This is a genomic window from Caballeronia sp. LjRoot31, assembly GCF_964253885.1.
GTDB lineage: Bacteria > Pseudomonadota > Gammaproteobacteria > Burkholderiales > Burkholderiaceae > Caballeronia.
This window is the reverse complement of sequence record NZ_CAXURX020000001.1, coordinates 3,164,277-3,185,646: the sequence shown is the minus strand read 5'-3', so window position 1 is coordinate 3,185,646 and position 21,370 is coordinate 3,164,277. Positions and strand designations below refer to the sequence as shown.

The 21,370-nt window shown below is 60.1% G+C and carries 20 protein-coding genes and 1 pseudogene; 4 read left to right on the top strand and 17 right to left on the bottom strand.

Annotated elements, in window-relative coordinates; translation table 11 throughout:
* Positions 1 to 51 precede the first annotated feature (51 nt).
* Positions 52 to 541 (top strand): annotated as a pseudogene (locus ACSQ8V_RS14160) (transposase); the annotation flags it as partial.
* Between the two features lie 208 nt (positions 542 to 749).
* On the opposite strand, the gene ACSQ8V_RS14155 reads toward ACSQ8V_RS14160, so the two are convergent.
* The gene (locus ACSQ8V_RS14155) at positions 750 to 1,862 is read right to left on the bottom strand and encodes a glycoside hydrolase family 26 protein (RefSeq protein ID WP_436206079.1); all 1,113 of its coding nucleotides are present in this window, start codon (positions 1,860 to 1,862) and stop codon (positions 750 to 752) included.
* Between the two features lie 1,270 nt (positions 1,863 to 3,132).
* Between ACSQ8V_RS14155 and waaC the strand changes: the two genes are divergently transcribed.
* The 3 genes from waaC to waaA all read left to right on the top strand — a co-directional run bounded on the left by waaC (position 3,133) and on the right by waaA (position 6,790).
* Entirely contained in the window at positions 3,133 to 4,128 is a 996-nt protein-coding gene (gene waaC / locus ACSQ8V_RS14150; protein ID WP_436206078.1) for a lipopolysaccharide heptosyltransferase I, read from the top strand.
* A gap of 339 nt (positions 4,129 to 4,467) precedes the next feature.
* The gene (locus tag ACSQ8V_RS14145) at positions 4,468 to 5,352 is read left to right on the top strand and encodes a Kdo hydroxylase family protein (RefSeq protein ID WP_436206077.1); all 885 of its coding nucleotides are present in this window, start codon (positions 4,468 to 4,470) and stop codon (positions 5,350 to 5,352) included.
* Between the two features lie 112 nt (positions 5,353 to 5,464).
* Positions 5,465 to 6,790 carry a lipid IV(A) 3-deoxy-D-manno-octulosonic acid transferase gene (gene waaA / locus ACSQ8V_RS14140; protein WP_436206076.1) on the top strand — a complete coding sequence of 442 codons (1,326 nt, stop codon included), beginning with the start codon at positions 5,465 to 5,467 and terminating at the stop codon, positions 6,788 to 6,790.
* 33 nt (positions 6,791 to 6,823) lie between these two features.
* Here waaA and ACSQ8V_RS14135 read toward each other — a convergent pair whose 3' ends face one another.
* The 16 genes from ACSQ8V_RS14135 to urtB all read right to left on the bottom strand — a co-directional run bounded on the left by ACSQ8V_RS14135 (position 6,824) and on the right by urtB (position 21,166).
* Entirely contained in the window at positions 6,824 to 8,035 is a 1,212-nt protein-coding gene (locus ACSQ8V_RS14135; protein ID WP_436206075.1) for a glycosyltransferase, read from the bottom strand.
* A gap of 183 nt (positions 8,036 to 8,218) precedes the next feature.
* Positions 8,219 to 8,869: an urease accessory protein UreG gene (gene ureG, locus ACSQ8V_RS14130; protein ID WP_213768734.1), complete on the bottom strand. Its 651-nt coding sequence runs from the start codon at positions 8,867 to 8,869 to the stop codon at positions 8,219 to 8,221.
* A gap of 5 nt (positions 8,870 to 8,874) precedes the next feature.
* Positions 8,875 to 9,555, bottom strand: coding sequence for an urease accessory protein UreF (locus ACSQ8V_RS14125; RefSeq protein ID WP_436206661.1), 681 nt, complete (start codon positions 9,553 to 9,555; stop codon positions 8,875 to 8,877).
* Positions 9,542 to 10,312: an urease accessory protein UreE gene (ureE, locus tag ACSQ8V_RS14120; protein WP_436206074.1), complete on the bottom strand. Its 771-nt coding sequence runs from the start codon at positions 10,310 to 10,312 to the stop codon at positions 9,542 to 9,544. The genes ACSQ8V_RS14125 and ureE overlap by 14 nt, the downstream gene beginning before the upstream one ends.
* Positions 10,313 to 10,319: 7 nt before the next feature.
* Positions 10,320 to 12,026, bottom strand: a complete 1,707-nt coding sequence (gene ureC / locus ACSQ8V_RS14115) for an urease subunit alpha (RefSeq protein WP_436206073.1) — start codon at positions 12,024 to 12,026, stop codon at positions 10,320 to 10,322.
* A gap of 22 nt (positions 12,027 to 12,048) precedes the next feature.
* On the bottom strand, positions 12,049 to 12,354 hold the full coding sequence (locus ACSQ8V_RS14110) for an urease subunit beta (protein WP_213768737.1): 306 nt from the start codon (positions 12,352 to 12,354) through the stop codon (positions 12,049 to 12,051).
* A gap of 31 nt (positions 12,355 to 12,385) precedes the next feature.
* Positions 12,386 to 12,688 (bottom strand): urease subunit gamma, encoded by a 303-nt coding sequence (locus ACSQ8V_RS14105; RefSeq protein ID WP_031362362.1) that lies wholly within the window; start codon positions 12,686 to 12,688, stop codon positions 12,386 to 12,388.
* An 80-nt stretch (positions 12,689 to 12,768) separates the two neighbouring features.
* Positions 12,769 to 13,488: an amino acid ABC transporter ATP-binding protein gene (locus ACSQ8V_RS14100; protein ID WP_062092329.1), complete on the bottom strand. Its 720-nt coding sequence runs from the start codon at positions 13,486 to 13,488 to the stop codon at positions 12,769 to 12,771.
* Positions 13,475 to 14,125, bottom strand: a complete 651-nt coding sequence (locus tag ACSQ8V_RS14095) for an amino acid ABC transporter permease (RefSeq protein WP_436206072.1) — start codon at positions 14,123 to 14,125, stop codon at positions 13,475 to 13,477. The genes ACSQ8V_RS14100 and ACSQ8V_RS14095 overlap by 14 nt, the downstream gene beginning before the upstream one ends.
* Positions 14,122 to 14,799, bottom strand: a complete 678-nt coding sequence (locus ACSQ8V_RS14090; protein WP_436206071.1) for an amino acid ABC transporter permease — start codon at positions 14,797 to 14,799, stop codon at positions 14,122 to 14,124. The genes ACSQ8V_RS14095 and ACSQ8V_RS14090 overlap by 4 nt, the downstream gene beginning before the upstream one ends.
* 48 nt (positions 14,800 to 14,847) lie before the next feature.
* A complete protein-coding gene (locus ACSQ8V_RS14085; protein ID WP_213768740.1) occupies positions 14,848 to 15,651 on the bottom strand; it encodes a transporter substrate-binding domain-containing protein in 804 nt (267 codons plus the stop codon).
* 204 nt (positions 15,652 to 15,855) lie between these two features.
* On the bottom strand, positions 15,856 to 16,734 hold the full coding sequence (locus tag ACSQ8V_RS14080; RefSeq protein ID WP_213768741.1) for an urease accessory protein UreD: 879 nt from the start codon (positions 16,732 to 16,734) through the stop codon (positions 15,856 to 15,858).
* 44 nt (positions 16,735 to 16,778) lie between these two features.
* On the bottom strand, positions 16,779 to 17,471 hold the full coding sequence (gene urtE, locus ACSQ8V_RS14075; RefSeq protein ID WP_436182405.1) for an urea ABC transporter ATP-binding subunit UrtE: 693 nt from the start codon (positions 17,469 to 17,471) through the stop codon (positions 16,779 to 16,781).
* Positions 17,472 to 17,482: 11 nt separating this feature from the next.
* The gene (urtD, locus tag ACSQ8V_RS14070; RefSeq protein WP_436206660.1) at positions 17,483 to 18,310 is read right to left on the bottom strand and encodes an urea ABC transporter ATP-binding protein UrtD; all 828 of its coding nucleotides are present in this window, start codon (positions 18,308 to 18,310) and stop codon (positions 17,483 to 17,485) included.
* Between the two features lie 44 nt (positions 18,311 to 18,354).
* The gene (gene urtC / locus ACSQ8V_RS14065; RefSeq protein ID WP_436206070.1) at positions 18,355 to 19,545 is read right to left on the bottom strand and encodes an urea ABC transporter permease subunit UrtC; all 1,191 of its coding nucleotides are present in this window, start codon (positions 19,543 to 19,545) and stop codon (positions 18,355 to 18,357) included.
* Position 19,546: 1 nt separating this feature from the next.
* Positions 19,547 to 21,166, bottom strand: coding sequence for an urea ABC transporter permease subunit UrtB (urtB, locus tag ACSQ8V_RS14060; RefSeq protein ID WP_436185805.1), 1,620 nt, complete (start codon positions 21,164 to 21,166; stop codon positions 19,547 to 19,549).
* Positions 21,167 to 21,370 lie beyond the last annotated feature (204 nt).

Here is a 21,370-nt window from a genome sequence, read left to right as displayed (position 1 = left end):
AATGATCTCCACTGCCTCCCGGTAGTGGAGGCTCCCGAAGAAATGTACGTGCTCAATGCACTTCCGAAGGCGCAACAGGGTCGGGCCAAGGCCGACTACCGTCAATCCGGATGGCGGCAACCCGCGCCGATGCGCATGCCGCGTTCGACCGGTTCGTGACGATCCACGCGAGCAAGTACCCGAAGGCGACGTGAACACTGAAGAAGGGTCACGAAAGCTTGCTGGCGTTTTACGACTTTCCGGCGGAGCACTGCAATGTTTGCGAACGACCAATGCAATCGAGTCGACGTTTACGACGGTACGCCACAGTACTACGCGTAGGCGCAACTGCGTATTGCGATCCGCCTTCCTGGGGCTGGCATTCAAGCTGATCGAGGCAGCCGGGAAAACCTGGCGCCGTATCAATAGCCCCGAACAGATCAAGCTGTTGTTGGAGGGCATCGCCTTCAAAGACGGCGAACCGGTGCAAGACAATCGATCGGATCAGCAGAAACTCGCCGCTTTAAATCGCTGCCCGTCAAATCTCCTCTATCAGCCTTGACCATATCTCCAGAAAAGCTGCAAGGAAAGCTTCATTCACGATCCCTTTGTTGTGACCTCCCGAGACGAAATCAAGAATGCAGCCGCTTGTTTAGCATTGCCTAAACGGGATTCGTCCCAAGCTTACGGGCGCCGAGCTATGTCATCGAAAGTAAATATGCTCTTTCGCGCTCGGCGCTTGCCGGTCAGAGATGTGTATAGCGCAATGGTTAAGGTGCAAAAGCTTGCTGAAAACTAGCGCCCAATGAAGACGAAGAGCTGAAGATGTTCCCACCGCCCGTGTCGTCATTCCACAGTCCTATGAAAGACCACGTTACCTTTGCCTGCGAAATCACGGTGCCCAAGGCCGTGATAAAGCCATCTGAATTGTTACCACCAGTCTCAGGGATGGAGAATGGCTTGCCATTCGCTTCTGCAAAGGCTATAGCTTGCAGCGGCGTGTAGTCAGTTGCACTTCCTGGTGCATTGGCCGGATCCCCAGTATCAACAGGGGCGCCATAATTATCAATGCCGATAACATCGACATAACTATTTCCCGGATACCAGTTGGCCCAGGTCGATGTACCTCCGGCCTGATTGCCACCCACATTCGGATTCCACACTACATTCACGGTTACACCGTTTGTGGCCGCTGCTGCATGCAGAACCGTATAGATATGCTGGAAAGCTGCAATGTAGTTTTTCAAGTCAGTTGCATTCTGAATGGACCACGGATACCAGCCTCCATTAAATTCCCAACCCGGGCGGTAATAGATAGTTTTGTAACCTCCCTGTGCCCAGGCCTGTACGGAGCCCTGGAGTGCGCCATCATAGGTACCGGCAGCAATGGCTGCAAACAGGTTCCCACCGGGGCCATTGCCGCTCGCCGAATAGCCCATTGGCAATGCAACGATCGGAATCGCATTGTTAGTGGGAGAATTTTGCTTGCCCATGGTAGCGAAATAATAACTGGCTGCGGCCCATCCGAAGCTTGGATCATTAGGGGTATAGTTTGCCGCCAGATAGGTCAGCCACCCTGCGGGGGCTTTGCCCATTACCTTCTGATATGAGGCTTGCCCTGAAGGAAACTCGCTATTTCCAGGCTCACCGCAATAATTCGCCAGCCACCAGGCAGGTGGTGTGGTAGTTCCACCCGAACCACTTGTTGTGGTAGATCCTGTCGAACCACTTCCCGAAGTGCCGGAGCCATTCCCACGACTACGAGCGTGGTTATCTACTGCTGCAGCATTCGACGCGTTATCGCTATCGCTACCGCCGCCACATGCGGAAAGAATGCAGACAAATGCCATCAGCGACGCAAGCGCCGCTCTTTGGAATCTCATGGGACTACTCCACAATGAATAAGGACTGTCGAGAAGCCTCGACGAAGCAATTTATGAAAGGGAAGATGTTTGATCCGGCGGCCGCGCGTGGCGCGATCGAGGACGGCTCTTCGTGGAGAGCGATTCTTGCCCTTCGATGGCGGAGGTGATACCGAGGGTCATACCGAACACGGCGAGCATCGCGGTCCAACTGCTGAAGCCTTGCATGCCGAGACGGCGCTGCTCTTGGCGCGCAAATGTCCACCGGGGCGCGCTTGGTGCTCACATTTAGTACAACAGAATAAGTTCTATAGCTGGGTAACGAAGGAGCTTTCATTTAAATGATCGCCTGATGGTAGCGATGAACCTGAACTGGGCAAACGTGCCCCCATGAGCCCTGCAGGGAACTCGACAGGAAATGACTCAGGAGGGAGGACTTGCTGGACCGCCTCTACATCCAACGGCGGAAACACCGCGACTTGAGGACGTCTGTCATGTCCTACTCGTCGGATTGAATGTTACACAAACGAAACGTTTTTAGCAGTAAAAAAAGACGTAACACACTGTAACGTATGACTATTAATCGGTAATTTTGTTTGTTCATATAAATAAAGAAGAACAATAGGCCCCGTCAAGCCTTATGCCATGGTGTTTATTCGTCATATTTAATGTTTTTATCGGATTAATTAATTTATACGATCGTGATGCGTGTATCAAAATTGAATCATTTTTATTTTAGGTAAAAACCGAGTGCCGTTAAGCGCTTACTGCATCAAAACGCTCGGCGATCGATTCGATTTTCTTCGCCCGGATTACTGCCGAGCGGACTAATACGCGTGAATAAAATATTTAAAAGTGTTTTGCGCAGCGCGGTGGTTTATTCATTCTCTTTATGATGTTCGCTTGCTGTTCAATGCGCGGACGGCACGATAATCACTGGAATCGGGAACGAGTTCCCGTATGCTGGTTTAGGATAGGTTGGGCATTCAATCTTTATTTAACATTCCTAATTTATCCAGAATCAACGAATCAACGTTAGAGAGGGCTGCGAGCCACGAGGTTGTTGGCTTGTGCCGCATTTTTCGTGGCATCGACAACCATGTCGAGCAACAGCGCAGGGACCAATGGTTTGAGGGCGGTGTGGACGTAGACGCGGTTAATTCGTCCGGAAGGAGGACGGGTGGCGACGGTCGTGGAACAATCGTTCGTCTCGCACCGCGACCCGCGCTAAAATCGCCCATCTCAGATTACTCACGCGCCGTCCAATCCGACGACGCTCACCGTGTCCAGCGTGCAAAAGATCTTGATTGTCCGGGTGTCGTCTCTAGGCGACGTCGTCCATAACATGCCGGCCATCGCCGATATCCGTCGTCTCCACCCCGACGCCCAGATCGACTGGCTAGTCGAAGAGAGCTTCACGGATCTCGTCGAACTCGTCGATGGCGTACGCCGCGCCATCCCGTTCTCGCTACGTCGATGGCGCAAACGCCTCTTTTCCCTCGATAACTGGCGCGAAATCCAACGCTTCCGCCGCACACTGGCCGCGGAAAAATACGACCTGGTCATCGACTGTCAAGGGCTCATCAAAACCGCATGGGTGGCAAGCTGGGCACGCGGTACGCTGGTCGGCCTGGGCAACCGCACCGACGGCGCCGGTTACGAATGGCCCGTTCGTTTCTTTTACGATAAACGCGTGCCCATCGAACCACGCACGCACGTGGTCGAGCGCACCCGGCAACTCGTCGCGGCCGCGCTAGGCGATCCGCGCCCCGAAGCCACCGACGCCATCACATTCGGCATGGATACCCGCCGCGCCGCGCTGGCGTTATCGGAGGCGGGGCTGAACCTGCCCGTGCCATACGTGGTGTTCGTCCACGCCACGTCCCGCGCCGATAAACAATGGCCCGACACCGCGTGGATCGAACTCGGACAGACACTGATACGGCGCGGGGTATCGATCGTGCTGCCATGGGGCAGCGAAACCGAACGCGAAACCAGCGACAAACTGGCAAAAGAGTTCGGCGCAGCAGCGGTCGTGCCGCCGAAACTCTCGCTGCCGGCCGTCGTCGGTTTGATCGACGGCGCGGCGGCGACGGTGGGCGTGGACACGGGACTTGTGCACATCGCGGCAGCCCTGAAGCGGCCGACCATCGAGTTGTACAATTTCTCGACCGCCTGGCGCACCGGCGGTTACTGGTCGCCGCGCGTGGTGAATCTGGGTAGCGCAAGTCAGCACCCGACGTTGCAACAAGTCAAAGCGACCCTCGCAGGCTTCGGGCTGCTTTGATGCATGAGCACAGCAGCGGTATCGGGGCAGCGCGCGCGGTAAGGAAGCGGCTTCGGTTCGGAGGATCGGCTCAATCGCCGGGACGAAGCGGCGGCGCGTTTGACGAAGCCAAGCGATGCCAAGTGAAACCCGGCGGTTTGAGGTCCATCAACTGCCAGCCTTTCACGCGGCGAATTTTGCAGCCGGTTTGAGCGAAAATGCACCGCGCTCGCCGGGCGCGACGTTTCCCGATGCGTCAATCGAAGCCAATCGAGGTTGGTTGAAGCCGATTGAAGCCCATTGAAACCGGTTGACGATAATCGGCCCGCTCACTGGCTTATCAAAACAAATCGAATGCACATGACCGAATCTCAAATTATTGAAGTTGTCTCCGCCGACTGGGAGGGCCAGCAGCTTTCCGTGCTGCGCGAGGCGTTGCTGGCCGGCGTCGAGCGGGGCAAGGTCCTGTATTTCCCGCGTCTGGCGTTTACCGTGGAAGGCGGCGAACGGGCGCTCCTGGACCCGAAGGTCGCCGACCCCGAGCGCAAGAACATCAGCCTCGCGCCCAATGGCGGCGCGCTCGCGGGTGTACTCGGCGACGCCGTCACGCAATCCGCCGTCCGGGCGTTGATCGCGCGCTATCAGGCGAACGCGCGCTCGCTGGTCGACGGGCTGTTCCCTGAATATCGCGGCAAATTAAGGGTTGCGCCCACCAGCCTGCGGCTGCATCGCGTCGAAACGCGCGAGACGTCGTGGCGCAAGGACGACAGCCGCCTTCACGTTGATGCGTTTCCATCGCGGCCGAATTATGGCGAGCGCATCCTGCGCGTGTTCACCAACGTCAATCCGGATGGCGTGCCGCGTGTGTGGCGCGTCGGCGAGCCGTTCGAGGACATGGCAAAACGCTTCTTGCCAGCAATCCAAGCCCCGGTTCCCGGCGCGGCGTGGCTCATGAATCTCCTGCATATCACCAAGACGCCACGCAGCGAATACGACCACCTGATGCTCCATCTGCACGACGCAATGAAGGCCGATCTCGACTATCAAGCGAAATCGCCGCAGCAGGAAATGCCGTTTCCGCCCGGTTGCGTGTGGGTGTGTTTCTCCGATCAAACCTCCCACGCCGTCTCGTCCGGCCAGTACATGCTCGAGCAAACCTTCTTCCTCCCTGTCAGCGCCATGGCCCAGCCAGACTGCGCGCCGCTCGGAATCCTGCAACGCCTGAAAGGCAGGGCGCTGGTTTGAGCGCCGCAGCCTGGTGGGGACGTTTCGCAGGTTCGGGCTCCGGTTCGGGCCTTTGCCTGAGTTTTCGCGTGCGCGGTGAGCGATTGTTGCCGGTTTGCCGCGAGGGCGTTCGATGCTGAGGCTCGTGTATCGCGCGTTATGGTGGCTCGTCGCGCCGCTCGCGGTGTTGCGCCTGCTGATCCGCTCGCGGCGGGAGCGGGGGTATCGCGAGCATATCGGCGAACGGTTTGGCTTTGGCCCCGCTCGCCGAGCTGACGATCTCGCGCCGTTGATCTGGGTTCATGCGGTGTCGGTAGGAGAGACGCGGGCGGCTCAGCCGCTGATCGAAGCGTTGCAGCAAGCGCATCCCGATGCCCGTATCCTCCTGACGCACATGACCCCGAGCGGCCGCGCGACCGGCGTGGAGCTATACGGCGATCGGATTTCGCGCAGTTATCTTCCCTACGATTCGCCGTCGCTCGTGCGGCGGTTCTTGCGCGCGTGGCGGCCGTCGCTGGGTATCGTGATGGAAACGGAAGTGTGGCCGACGCTCATCGACGAATGCAAACGGGCCGATATCCCGCTGGTGCTGACCAACGCGCGGATGTCGGCGCGTTCGTTCAAGCGCGCGGCGAAGTTCGGCAATGCGACGCGGGAAGTGTTCGGCGGTTTTACGCGCGTGCTGGCGCAGACGCAGTCCGACGCAGACCGTCTGAGCGCGCTGGGTGCGCGCAACGTCACGGTGCTCGGTAACTTGAAGTTCGATATGGCCGCACCGCCCGAACTCTACGCGCGTGGCCATGCGTGGCGCGCGGCGATCGGAGAGCGCCCGGTTTGGGTGGCGGCGAGTACGCGCGAGGGTGAGGAAGCGCTGGTGCTGCAGGCGTTCACGACCTTGCGGGCTCGCCTACCCGATGCGTTGCTGATCCTCGTGCCACGCCATCCGCAACGGTTCGATGAAGTCGCCGTGTTGATCGATGCCGCCGCGCAGTCCTATGTGCGGCGTTCCGCCTGGGCGGGACGGGCGGCCGCAGCGGGTTCGGGAATCGATGCCGCGCCGGTTTTGCCTGCGAACGTCAACGTGCTGCTCGGCGATTCGATGGGCGAACTGAGCGCGTATTACGCGGCATCGGACCTGGCGTTCGTTGGCGGGAGTTTGCTGCCGCTGGGCGGGCAGAACCTGATCGAGGCGTGTGCGGCGGGCGTGCCGGTGCTGATCGGCCCGCACACCTTCAATTTCACGCAAGCGACGAACGATGCGATCACGGAAGGCGCGGCGTTGCGCGTGAGCGATCCGGCGGCGTTGGCGCGCGGCCTGCGTGATCTTTTCACCGATAAACCCCGCCGGCTCGCCATGAGCGCGGCGGCGTCGGCGTTCGCGTCGAAGCATCGCGGGGCGACAGCGAGGACGGTGGCGGTGCTGGGGGCGTTGTTGCGCGCGCCAGCAGAGGAACCGTGATTTTCAGCGGCAGGGGCGAACAACCCTCCCTGCCTACCCGCGTTCCTGCAAAATCCGCGTCACGCAAGCAACAAACCTCTCATTGCTCGCCTCCACGCCATACGCCCGCGCCCGTTCCAGCGCTTCACGCGTGAAGCCATCGCGCAGATCGTGGTCCGATAACAACCGCGACAGCGCCTCTGCCATGGCGTCTACATTGCCGATAGGAACCAGCAGCCCGAATCGGCCATCGTCCAGGATCTCTCGCGGCCCGGTCGGGCAATCGGTCGAAATCACCGGCTTGCCAAGCGCCAGCGCCTCAAGCAAAACCATCGGCATGCCTTCGTAACGCGAGCTGAGCACCAGCGCACTCGAATGTGCCACGACCGCGTGCGGATTGTTCCGATACCCCGTGAAATGCACGCGTTCCCCGATCCCCAGTTCCACCGCCAGCGCTTCCAGCTCACCGCGAAAACCGCCGTCGCCGACAATCACCAGGTCTTCCCGCACCCCACCGTCATTCTGTGTCCCGACAAGCTGTGCGTAAGCTCGCAGCAAGGTCCGGTGATCCTTCTGGATCTCGTCGAGCCGCGCCACGGAAACGATGTACGGCCCGGAACACGGTGGCGTTTCCACCGCCGCGCCGTTCTCGCGAATCCGGTCGATATCGATCGCATTCGGCAGCACAAACACGTTGCGCAGATGGCCATTGAACAGTTCGCTCGCTTCATCGGCCATTTGGCGGTTCAGCGCGGCGATCCCGTCGTAACGGCCGTATTGCGCGAGCAGCCGTTTCATTTTCCGGCGCCGGCCGCCCAGCCGTGCATCGAAACTGAAATGGTTCACGCCGAGCCACGCCACGCCAAAGCGGCCAGCCAGACGGCGCAGCGACATGTCGAAGTCGATGATGATGTCGTGACGCTGCGCCAGTGTGGCCACACGCGCCTTCACGTAGGGACGCACGGCAAGCGTATTGAAGACGTCGCGCCCGACACGGCCGAGCTTGCTCAGCCGATGCGCATAGCGGCGTGCCTGGAACACGTTGAGCCAGGGTTTGTCGGTGAGAATCTCGACGCCAACGTCCGCCGGAACCTGCGCGCGAAAGCGCTGTTCGAACGCGGGGGACGAAAACATCACGGACAGCGTCACCGTGAAGCGCGCGCGGTCGTAGATCCGCAGCCATTGCATCAACGACGATTCGATGCCGCCATCGTTGAAATCTGCGATGTGAAACAGCACCGCGATGCGCCCGGAGGGTTGCGCCATGAGTGTCGAGGACGCTGTGGGCGACAGGGTCAGCCGCACGGCGGCGTCGCGAGTTAGAAGCGTGTCGGGACTATCGATCAGAGGTCTCCGGAAGCGGGCCTATGGCCGTAAAAAAGGGCAAGGCGATATGCTAACGCACTCGATCGGCTGAGGACAATTTCTCCCAAGCCCTGAAACCGGGCCTCAGAGCGCGAGCAGTCCCTTTTTTTCGATAAAGCGAACTACCACGTCGAGCCCTTCCAGCACTTTCAGGTTGCACATGACAAATGGCCGTTCTCCGCGCATCTTCCTGGCATCGGAGGCCATGATGTCGAGATTTGCGCCGACATACGGTGCAAGGTCGATCTTGTTGATGACCAGCAGGTCGGACTTCGTGATGCCCGGACCACCCTTGCGCGGAATTTTTTCGCCGCCGGCGACATCGATCACGTAAATAGTCAGGTCCGATAATTCCGGGCTGAAGGTGGCCGCGAGATTATCCCCACCCGACTCGATGAACACGATATCCGCATCAGGGAAACGCTCGATCATCTGGTCGACGGCTTCCAGGTTGATGGACGCATCTTCGCGGATCGCCGTGTGCGGGCAGCCGCCCGTTTCCACGCCCATGATGCGCTCGGCCGGCAACGCGCCCGCCACCGTTAGCAGGCGCTGATCCTCTTTAGTGTAGATGTCGTTGGTGATCGCGACGAGGTCGTATTTCTCGCGCATCGCCTTGCAGAGCATTTCGAGCAGCGTGGTCTTGCCCGAGCCGACCGGACCCCCCACGCCCACGCGCAAGGGCGGCAGTTTCTTGGAGCGGCGGGCGGCGGCGGAATAGACGGGTGCGTTCATGTTTTTTAAGAGCGGAACAAGCGTGAATATTGTGATTCGTGGCGCGCCGAGAGAATGCCGAGTTGCGGCGCGAAGGTGTTGATTTCCCCAGGCGATGTGTCGAGCGCTTTTTCCACAGCCGTATCGATAGCAACGCGCAACGCAACGATGATCCGCTGCCCCGCGATCTGGCCTAGCGGTACGGCTTTTAACGCTGCAGCGGCCTGGTTTTCGACCCAGGAGAACGCGTAGGCGGCGAGGGCGGCGTCGGTGGCGGCATCGTTGGCATAGGCGGCGAAGGCGAATGCGGTCGGCTGCGAGATCGGTTTGATGGCGTTTAACGTGGCTAAACGCGCGGCGTCGCCCCATTCAAGCTGCGTGCACAACTGCGCAAGCGACCAGCCCATCTGCTGCGTCTCGCGACGCAATTCCGAGGACTCGCGGCTGGCGAGGAATTCTTCATCGGCGACGGCGAGTCCGGCTGCATCGTGATCGCGCCAGCGGGTCATCTGGTGCGCGAGGAAGGGCAACTCGCCGCGCGCGAGCACATTGGTCAGCCCGCTTGCGATCCATTCGCGGGCGCTGTCGCCATCGTGGATCAAGCCATGTTCTATCGCCGACTCAAGACCCTGCGAGTAACTGAACGCGCCGATAGGCAATGCCGGCGACGCCAGATGAAGCAGGGCGGTGAGTTCAGCGATGCGCATGACCGTGGTCGTGGTTATGATCGTGGTCGTGGCCTTCGTGGTCATGGTCTTTGCCATGAGCGTGTGCGGCGTGGTCATGCGCTTCGTGGTCCGCGTGCCCATGCGAACACTGCGAATGGTCGCCGCGGTCATGGCCTTGGCCGTGAGCGGCGTGGTCGTGCCCATGCGCGCACTGCGAATGGTCGCCATGATCGTGGCCTGCGCCGTGCGCATGGTCATGTTCGTGCCCATGATCGTGCGAGTGCCCATGATGTTCATCGAAGACCTTTTGCGCGAGCGCATAGTCCTCTACAAACGTCTCGTCATGGCCATGCTTGTGGCCGCCGCCATACGCGCCGGTCTCTGGTTGGAACGGCGCCGTCGCGTGATCCACATGCGCGCCCAGACGCTTGAGCATGTCTTCCAGCACGGGATCAGCTTCCAGTTTCAACTGTCCCGCGGCCACTTCCACCGGCGTGTGCCGATTGCCCAAGTGGTACGCGGCGCGCGTCAGCGTAATAGGATCGTGGGCGTGTACAACCAGCACATCTTGCGGCGCTGCGATCACGCGCACGAGGCCGCCATCATCGGCAACGAGCATGTCGCCATCGCGCAGCACCGTTCCGCGCGGCAGCACCAGTGCCACTTCCTCACCGTTATCCAGCGTGGCGGCCAGGCGGCTCTTGCAGCGGTCATCGAAGGCAAGGGTCAAGGTAGGCGCGCGTTTGATCAGCGGTGCGGCAAGTTTCGCTTCGATACGTTTATCGATCGTGCGCATGAAAGTCTCAAAAAAGGAAGTAGCGCTGCGCCATCGGCAAAACGGTTGCCGGCTCGCAGGTGAGCAACTGGCCGTCGGCTACAACCTGATACGTTTCCGGATCGACGGTAATGGACGGCCTGTACGCATTGTGAACCATGTCGGCCTTCGATATGTTCCGACAATTCTTCACCGCGACCACTTGCTTCTTCAATCCGTACCGTTCGCCGATACCGTCGTCCAGCGCCATCTGCGAGACGAAGGTCAGAGAGGTCTTTCCCAACGCGCCGCCGCGAGTCGCGAACATCTCGCGATAATGCACCGGCTGCGGTGTCGGGATCGATGCGTTCGGGTCACCCATCTGCGCGACCGCGATCATGCCGCCTTTCAGGATCATTGACGGCTTCACGCCGAAGAATGCAGGCTCCCAGAAGACGAGGTCGGCCCATTTACCCGGTTCGATGGAACCCACTTCATGCGCGATGCCATGCGTGATCGCCGGGTTGATCGTGTACTTGGCGATGTAGCGTTTCGCGCGGAAATTGTCGTTGCGCGATGAGTCTTCCGGCAACGCGCCACGCTGCGTTTTCATCTTGTGCGCGGTCTGCCAGGTTCGCATGACAACCTCGCCCACACGCCCCATCGCCTGCGAATCAGAGGACAGCATGGACAACGCGCCCAGGTCATGAAGGATGTCTTCGGCAGCAATCGTCTCGCGTCGAATCCGCGATTCGGCGAACGCGATATCTTCCGCAATCGATGGATCGAGGTGATGACAGACCATCAGCATGTCGAGGTGTTCATCGAGCGTATTGATGGTGTACGGACGAGTAGGATTCGTCGATGAAGGCAGCACGTTCGACTCGCCACAGACCTTGATGATGTCGGGCGCATGACCGCCGCCCGCGCCTTCGGTGTGATACGTGTGGATCGTGCGGCCCTTGAACGCGGCCACGGTCGTTTCCACAAAACCCGCTTCGTTCAGTGTGTCAGTGTGGATGGCGACTTGTGTGTCGGTATCGTCGGCAACTGACAGGCAGTTATCGATAGCCGCGGGCGTCGTACCCCAGTCTTCATGCAGCTTCAAGCCGATAGCGCCAGCCTTGATCTGTTCAATCGCCGGCGCGGGCAAACTCACGTTGCCCTTGCCGAGAAAGCCAAGGTTCACCGGCCAACCATCGGCGGCTTGCAGCATGCGTTCGAGATGCCACGGCCCCGGCGTGCAGGTCGTCGCGTTCGTGCCGGTCGCGGGGCCGGTGCCACCGCCGAGCATTGTCGTGATGCCTGAAGCTATGGCTTCATCGATCTGCTGCGGGCTGATGAAGTGAATATGCGAGTCGATACCCCCCGCCGTCACGATCATCCCTTCGCCGGCAATGACCTCGGTGGCCGCGCCGATTGCAATGTTCACGCCCGGCTGGATATCCGGATTGCCCGCCTTGCCGATCGCAAACACGCGCCCGTTCTTGATACCGATATCCGCCTTCACGATGCCCCAATGATCGAGGATCAGCGCGTTCGTCACCACGGTATCGACCACGTCCGCATGCACGCGTTGCGACTGGCCCATGCCATCGCGAATCACCTTGCCGCCGCCGAACTTGACCTCTTCGCCGTACGTCGTGAAGTCGCGTTCGACTTCGATCAGCAGGTCGGTATCGGCGAGACGCACGCGGTCGCCGGTGGTCGGGCCGAACATCTCCGCGTAGGCGCGGCGTCCGATGCGTAGCGTCATTTCGATAATCCTGAAGTTGAGATCAAAGCGGACCCATGACGAGGCCGTTGAAGCCGTAGACCCGGCGATCGCCCGCTAGCGCCACGAGTTCGACCGTGCGTTCCTGGCCGGGCTCGAAGCGCACGGCCGTACCCGATGCAATGTTCAGCCGAAAGCCTCTCGCCTTGTCGCGTTCGAATATGAGCGCCGTGTTGACTTCGAAGAAATGAAAATGCGAACCGACCTGCACCGGCCGGTCACCTGTATTCGATACCGTCACGGACACCGTCTCGCGGCCCGCGTTGAGTTCGTGCTCACCATCGTCGATGAGATATTCGCCGGGAATCATGCGCGGCTCCTTTTATAAGAGTGCTGCAAGTTCAGGGAATCGGATGATGGACGGTCACGAGCTTGGTGCCGTCGGGGAAGGTAGCTTCTATCTGGATGTCCGGGATCATTTCCGGTACGCCGTCCATCACGTCGTCGCGTGTGAGCAGCGTAGTGCCGTAGTGCATCACGTCGGCGACGGTACGGCCGTCGCGTGCTGCTTCCATGAGCGCCGCCGAGATGAACGCGATGGCCTCCGGATAGTTCAGCTTCAGCCCGCGCGCGCGACGCCGTTCGGCGAGCAGCGCGGCGGTGAAGATCAGCAGCTTGTCTTTTTCGCGGTGGGTGAGCTTCATGGGATTGGAAGGTGTCTCGGATTAGGCCGATTTTGCCAGCGTCAGTGTTGCAAGAATCCTAGCATTGCAACCCTACGATTTCATTGGATGAATTTGCGCAACTCGATGGTCGTCGGTCGCTCGAAAATTTCCTCCGGCGTGCCGCTTTCCCACACGCGGCCCTGATGCATGAACACGACCTTGTTCGACACGCGGCGCGCAAAGCGCATCTCGTGCGTGACCATGATGAGCGTCATGCCATCGGCGGCGAGGCTTTCCACTACTGCCAGCACTTCGCCCACTAGTTCAGGATCGAGCGCGGACGTGATTTCATCGCAGAGCAGGACCGAGGGTTTCATCGCGAGCGCCCGGGCAATAGCCACGCGCTGCTGCTGTCCACCTGAAAGTTGCTCGGGATAGGCGTTGAATTTATCGGCTAGGCCAACGCGTTCAAGCACTTGTTCAGCGGTAGCGCGCGCCTTTGCCTTGTGAACCTTCTTTACCACCGTTTGCGCGAGCATCACGTTCTGTCCGGCGGTGAGATGCGGGAACAGGTTGTACTGCTGGAACACCATGCCGACTTTGAGGCGCAACGCGCGCAGATCGGCATGACGAGCGTCCATGTGTTCGCCGTCAATTTCGATCGACCCTTCGTCGATACTTTCCAGTCCGTTCAAGGTCCGCAGCAAGGTGCTTTTACCCGAGCCGCTACGACCAATGATTGCTACCACCTGTCCCGATTCCACCGAAAAATCGATGCCCTTCAGGACCTGGTTCGCGCCGAACTGCTTCTTGAGGTTTTGCGTTTCAACGAGCGGCATTCCATTTCCTTTCGAGCGTGCGCGCGTAGCGGGTAAGCGGATAACAAATCACGAAATAGATCACCGCGACCAAGCCATAGACCACGAACGGCCTGAAGGTCGCGTTCGAGATCATCGTGCCGGCTTTGGTGAGTTCGGTGAAGCCGATGATCGAGACCAGCGCCGTGTCTTTCACGGCTTGCACGCCGAAGCCGACCGTCGGGCCGATGGCGATGCGCGTGGCTTGCGGAAGAATCACGTGACGCAATTGTTCGAGGTAGTTCATCGCAAGGCTGGATGATGCTTCCCATTGACCCTTTGGAATCGCTTCAACGCAGCCGCGCCAGATCTCGGCGAGGTAGGCGCTGGTGAACAGCGTGAGGCCGGCGGTTGCAGCAATCCACGGCTGGACTTCGATGCCGAGCAGCGGCAGACCGAAGAACACGAGGAACAGTTGCATCAGGAGCGGTGTCCCCTGGAAGATCTCGATGTAGACCTTCACGATAGTCCGCAAAACACGTGAACTCGACACGCGCATCACAAGCAGCACGAAGCCCACGATCCCGCCGGCCACGAAAGAAACAATCGACAGCACGATGGTCCAGCGCGCAGCCAGCAGCAGGTTCGTGAGAATCTGTTCAAACGTGAATTCGATCATCGGGCGCCTCGCAGATTGCGCGCGAACAGGCGTTTGCCTGCTTCGTTGAGGAGGAAGCGCAAGAGGATCGCCATCACGAGGTAAGCGGCCGTGATCAGGAAATATGTTTCGAACGCGCGGAAGTTGCGCGACTGGATGTAGCTCGCGGCATAGGTCAGGTCGGCAACGGATATCTGCGATACCACTGCGGAGCCGAGCATCGTAATGACGATCTGGCTGCTAAGAGCCGGAAATACTTTTGCGATGGCTTGCGGCAAGACCACGTGCCTGAACGTCTCGCCGGGTGTCATCGCAAGCGACGCCGCCGCTTCAAGATGCCCCTTCGGCACGGCCGCGATACCCGAGCGGATGATCTCCACCGAATACGCGCCGAGATTGAGCGTCATGGCGAGCACGGCAGCGACATATTCATCGATACGGATACCCAGCGCCGGCAGCCCGAAGAAGACGAAGAACAATTGCACGATGAACGGTGTATTGCGGATCGCTTCCACGTAGCCGCCAACGAACGAGCGCAGCGCCGGGTACTTGCTGCCTTTGCCCGCCGCACCGAGTATGCCGACCGCGAGGCCGAGCACAGTGGACACGGCGGTCAGCCCAAGGGTTACTGCCGCGCCGCTCGCAAACATGCCGGCGTATTGCCCGAGATCGCCGAACTGGAGTTGATAAGCCATTAAATCGGCGCCTTGTTATTTAAGCTTTATTCGGAATGACGCGCGAGACTACAAACCGGCCGGCAGCGGCGCCTTGAACCACTTCTGCGACATGGCTTCGAGCGAGCCGTCCTTTTTCGACTGGGCAATGGCCGCATCGACTTTAGCCAGCAGGCGCGGTTCGTTCTTGTTCATGCCGACAAAACACGGCGAGTTCTTGATCACGAACTTCGGTTCCGGACGGCGCGGGGGATTCTTCGAGAGGATCGCTGCAGCCACAATGTTGCCCGCTGCGATCAACTGAACCTGGCCGGAGAGAAATGCCTGGATGGTCGCGTTGTTGTCTTCGAAGCGCTTGATGGTCGCGTTCGGCGCCATTTGCGTGAGCGCGATTTCTTCGAGCGCGCCGCGCGTGGCTCCGACCGTCTTGCCGGTGAGGTCGGCGGGGCCGGTGACCTTGATATCGGCGGGGCCGAACACGCCCTGGAAGTACGGCGCGTAGGCAGCCGAGAAGTCCATCACCTTCTCGCGATCCGGCGTCTTGCCCAGCGACGAGATCACCAGATCCACCTTGTTCGTCGTCAGGTACGGCACGCGATTCGCGCTGTTGACCGGCACGAGTTCCAGCTTCACGCCCAGCGACTTGGCGAGCAGCGCGGCCATATCGATGTCATAACCCTGCGGCTGCATATCGCCGCCGACCGCGCCGAACGGCGGGTAATCCTCCGGCACGGCGACTTTCAGTACGCCGGCTTTCGTGATGTTATCGAGCGCGTCTGCGTGGGCGGTGAGCGGGACTAGAGCAAGCGCCGGGATGGCGAGGAGGGCGGCGACTACGGTGCCAAGAGCGTGGCGGCGAAGCGTGTTGGTCATTTGATTGTCTTTCCTTGGATCGCGATTTGGCGCGGCGCGTCTCATTCACGGATGCGCTCGTCGGAAAGGGAGTAAAGCGAGAGTCGTGCCACTGCCTTTGCGCCTTTCTGGGTAGGCTTTAGCGAGATACCCATCTTGGCGATGCACAAAGTATGGGCGTAAATGTGCGCTTTTGTGGTGCGCATTTTCTGAGGCATTGCCCGGCTACGTTGTCCAAAGCCGTAATGGTCTGGCATCGACGCCGTGAATCAGTGGGCGCAACGTAGTCCAGCATTCGATCATTAATTGTTGGAGTGGCTCCATCGAATGGCTTGCGGCACGGATGATCAATACGCCCGGCGCGACGCAGGAAGCGGCGGCGCGCAGCGTTTCATTGAACGGAAGGCGTGTACTCAGGGATTCCGCCAGCGCGTCGTCGCAAGCCGGGCCGATTGCCCAGAGCGTGCCGTAGGCGGGAAAGCCTGCGAGACCCTGGGGCGCGAGGCGTAAAGGGTCATCGGCGGAGAGCAGCGCGCGTTCGAACCAGCGCAGCCGGCCCTGGCTGTCTTTGATCCGTGCCGTTGATGCAAGCCGCCCGTCCGACCATCGTTCACCGGCTGCCTGACGGCCGAGTTGCATCGCGTCCCAGCCAATGGCGGTTGCCGTCGGGTCTATCGTCAACGTGAAGTCCAGCGCCACGTTCGATGACTCGAACACGATGTTGTTCTGCGGCAGCCAGTCGAGCTTCGCGTTCGCGCCGACGCGGATATCAATGCGCTGCGTGGCGAGCTTGCCGTTCGCCTTGTACCACTTGGTCGCGCCCGGCGTGGTGATGACGGCGTGCGTTTGCGCGGCCAAGTCGATGTCAATTGCCAGCCGGTCGCCGCCCGCGACACCGCCTGGCGGATGCACGATCACCGCGTGGCAGATGGTCTCGCCTTCGGGATACAAGGGCCGTTGCATGCGCAAAGGCCCTATGTGTTTCCGATGCGTGAGCGCTGTCCGCCCCGGTTGATGCGTGAAACCGAGTTCGAGCTTGCCGTGCCACTCGTCGGAATCGGAGACGGTAGCTGGCAGCAGTGCGGCTATAGGTTCGTGATGCATGAGGCTTTTGGGATTGGGAGCGAGTCGCCATGTTACGGCGAGCGTCAGACCGCGATCAACTCCCGCACGCCCTGCGCTTCCATATCCGCGCCTGCGCCACCCGCTACGATTTCTCCGCGGCTCATGACCCAATACCGGTCGGCAAGCTCGCGCGCGAAGTCGTAGTACTGTTCGACCAGCAGCACCGTCATGCCCATTTCATCGACGAGTTGACGCAGCGTGCGCCCGATATCCTGAATGATTGACGGTTGAATGCCTTCTGTCGGTTCATCGAGAATGAGCAACTGCGGCTCACTCATGAGCGCCCGGCCGATCGCCAGCTGCTGTTGCTGGCCGCCCGACAGATCGCCGCCGCGTCGGCTTTTCATTTCCTTGAGCACCGGGAACAGCTCGTAGATCCGGTCCGGGACTTTCGATGGCGCTCGACGACTCGCCGCGCCCACCAGCAGGTTTTCTTCTACGGTCAGCCGGCCAAAGATGTCGCGTCCTTGCGGCACATAAGCCAGGCCGCTCGAGACGCGCTTGTAAGTCGGCATCGATGAGATCTTCGCGCCGCGCCAGGAGATCGTGCCGCTTTTGGTGGGCACCACGCCCATCAGGCAGCGCAATAACGTCGTCTTGCCCACGCCGTTACGACCCAGCAGCACCGTGAGTTTTCCATCAGGCACGGTCATCTTCACATCGCGCAGGATGTGACTGCCGCCGTAGAACTGGTTGAGGGAATCAACTTCGAGCATGGGTATTTCCTCTATCGACCGAGGTACGACTCGATCACTTTCTCGTTGCGCTTCACTTCGTCAAGCGTGCCGTGCGCGAGCACGCTGCCTTCGGCCATCACCGTCACCCGCCCCGTGTCTCCCGAGAGCGCCGCGACGAACTCCATGTCGTGCTCGACCACCATCATCGAACAGGTGCCGCGCAGTTTGTTCAGCAATTCCGCGAGCTGCATGGTCTCATGGTCCGTCATGCCGGCAGCGGGTTCATCGAGTAGCAGAAGCGCCGGCTGCTGCATCAGCAACATGCCAATCTCCAGCCGCTGCTTTTGACCGTGCGACAGTTCACCTGCGAAACGCGTGGCATCGGCTTCAAGGTGAATCAATTCCAGCGTCTCTTCAATCCTTGCCTGTGCCTCGCGGTCGAGCTTCGACCTGAGCGAGGCTAACCACCCCTTGTCGGTTTTCATCGCGAGTTCGAGGTTCTCCCACACCGGATGGTTCTCGAACACGGTCGGCTTCTGGAACTTGCGGCCGATACCCGTGCGCGCAATCACCGGCTCCGACATGCGCGTGAGATCAAGCGTCTGGCCCAGAAACACCTTGCCCGAATCGGGCCGCGTCTTGCCGGTGATCACGTCCATCATCGTGGTCTTGCCCGCGCCGTTCGGTCCGATCACGCAGCGCAATTCACCCACATCAATGGACAGCGTCAGCTTGTTGAGCGCCCGGAAACCATCGAAGCTCACGGTCACGTCTTCCAGATACAGGATCGTGCCGTGCGAGACATCGATCTCACCCGGTTCGAGCACGTGACCCAGACCCGTGATGCCGTTCTGGTTGCGTTCGCTCTTTTCGTCCATCTCCGGCAGCGGTGGCAGATCGACAATCAATGCGTTGTAGGCGGTCAATGTGAATGTCCTCCCGCTTTCTTCCGGCGCAATGCCATATCAATGAGCCCCATGATGCCGTTCGGCAACAACAAGGGCACGAGCGTAAAGATCAGGCCCAGGAAGAACAGCCAGTATTCAGGGAAGTTCGCCGTAAAGAAGCTCTTCGCGCCATTCACCGCGAACGCCCCGATGATCGGCCCGATCAAGGTCCCGCGTCCGCCCACGGCTACCCAGATTGCCATTTCAATAGAGTTGCCCGGCGACATCTCGTTCGGGTTGATGATGCCCACCTGCGGCACGTACAACGCGCCCGCAATGCCGCATAAAATGGCCGACACGGTCCAGATAAATAGCTTGTAAGCGAGCGGGCTGTAACCTAAGAACATCAGCCGTGCTTCGCCATCGCGCACGCCCGTCACCACGCGCCCAAGCTTGGACGTCACAATCGCCCGTGCCGCGATAAACGCCAGAATCAGCACGCCCAATGTCATGAGGAACAACACCGTGCGCGTACTGGCCGACGTAATCGGAAAGCCCGCGATACGCTTGAAATCGGTAAAACCGTTATTGCCACCGAAACCGGTTTCGTTGCGATAGAAGAGGAGCATCGCGGCGAACGTCATCGCCTGCGTGATGATCGACAGGTACACGCCTTTGACACGCGAGCGGAACGTGAAGAAGCCGAATATCCACGCGAGAATCCCCGGCACGAGGATCACCAGCAACAGCGCGTACCAGAGGTGTTGCGTGCCCTGCCAGTACCACGGCAGCTTGTGCCAGTCGAGGAACACCATGAAGTCGGGCAGGTCGCTCTGGTAGTTGCCCTCGCGGCCAATCGAGCGCATCAGGTACATGCCCATCGCGTAGCCACCGAGCGCGAAGAACAGCGCGTGCCCAAGGCTCAGGATGCCGCAATACCCCCACACGAGATCGAGCGCCAGCGCGCCGATCGCGTAGCACATGAGCTTGCCGACGAGCGTCATCGAATACGCGGAGAGGTGGAACGTGCTCGACTCCGGCAGCACGAGCGCGGCGATAGGCACGCAGATGCCCATCGCGATCACGAACGCGATCAGCGCAATCCAGCCGCTGCGGGGTAAAAGCGCCGCACGCGGCGGCAGGCCCAATGCAAAGCCTTCGCGCCTGGCTTGCTCGTCGGGTTGCGGCGCAACATCGAGGTTGGCTGAGACGTTGGGTGTAGTCATCTCAAACCTCGGCGCTGCGGCCCTTCAGGGCGAACATGCCCTGAGGACGCTTCTGGATGAACAACACGATCAGCACCAGCACCGCGATCTTCGCGAGCACCGCGCCCCAGAACGGCTCGATCGTCTTGCTGACAAGCCCCAGTCCAAAGCCGCCGATCACCGTTCCCGCCAGTTGCCCGACACCGCCCAGCACGACTGTCATGAACGAATCGATGATGTAGCTCTGCCCCAGATCCGGCCCGATATTGCCGATCTGCGAGAGCGCGCAGCCGCCCAGTCCCGCGATGCCCGCGCCGAAGGCAAACGCATACGAATCCACGCGCGCGGTTTTTACGCCCACGCATGCGGCCATGCGGCGGTTCTGCGTCACGGCGCGTACGAACAGGCCGAGGCGCGTCTTGGTGAGCACGACCCAGGCGAGCAGCACGACAACCAGCGAGAAGCCGAGAATGGTCAGGCGGTTGTAAGGCAATATGAGATTCTGCATGATGGACACGCCGCCGCTCATCCACGAGGGGTTCGTCACCTGCACGTTCTGCGCGCCAAAGATGGTGCGAGTGGCCTGGATCAGAATCAGGCTGATGCCGAAGGTGGTCAGCAGCGTTTCGAGTGGCCGGCCGTAGAGATGTTTTATCACCAGCCGTTCCAGCACAATGCCGACTAAAGCGGCGGCGGCAAACGACACGGGCACCGCGAACAGCGGATACCAGTTGAACGCGCCCGGTGCGTAGTGCTGCACGAGGTTTTGCACGACGTACGTGGCGTACGCGCCAATCATGAGGAATTCGCCATGCGCCATGTTGATCACGCCGATCAGGCCGTAGGTGATCGCAAGACCGAGCGCTGCGAGCAAGAGCACGCTGCCTAGCGACAGACCCGCGAAGATCGTGCCGACAATCTCGCCGCGTCGTTGAATCGAGTTCAGCTCTTCAATGCCCGCCTGGGCTGCTGCGCGCACGCGGGCATCGGGTTCGGCGAAGGTGCCGTCCGCGTTCTTGACGACGATCGGACGCAAGAGTTCGTTCATATCGAGGTCGTGACGCGCGGCGACCAGTTGCACGGCTTCGAGGCGTTTGTTCGGATCGGTATCGTGTAAGGCGGTAGTGGCCCAAAGCGTATCGAGGCGCTTTTTAAGTGTCGGATCGGTTTCCTTGGTGCGGGCTTTATCGACTAAAGGTTTGATCGACGGATCGGCGTTCTTGAGCAATTCATCGATGGCCGCGCGTCGTGTAGCGATATCGGGCGATGCCAGTTGCAAACCCGACACCGCGCCGGATACTTTCGAGCGCAGCAGATTGTTCAAGGTGACCGGTTGCGCATCGGGTGCGTCGACGATCTTGTTGGTGAGCGGGTCCTTGTTGCCGTCGTCGGTCTGGATTAAGACCTTGCCGGCGTCGGTGGCGACCAGAGAACCATCGGAGAGTGCGTTGAGCACAGCGATTGAAGGGGCGTCGGCGTTGGCGATCAGCTTGTCGATGGCGGCGGATTTGGCGTCGAAGTCGTCAGCCGCGAGCGGCGCGAGATCGTTGGCGCTCAGGGCCGCAAAGGCGACCAACGGCATGCAGGCAATCAGGATTGCGCAGAGGCCACGGCGAGCGAAGCGAAGCATCGAATCAGTCATGAATGGCCTGTCAGGTAGAGCGGAGTGCGGTGCGGCTTGGTGCGATGTGTTGCATGTTCCATGCTGCCCGGACTCGTATGAACCGCCGCGGGGTTCTTATGCTTGATTGCGCGGCGGTTCGATGTTTCAACGTTGGTAGTTCGTACTTGCTAAGGCTTAAGCCCGAGGTTCAGGCCTTAGACCTAAGGCATAGCTTTAGGCCCA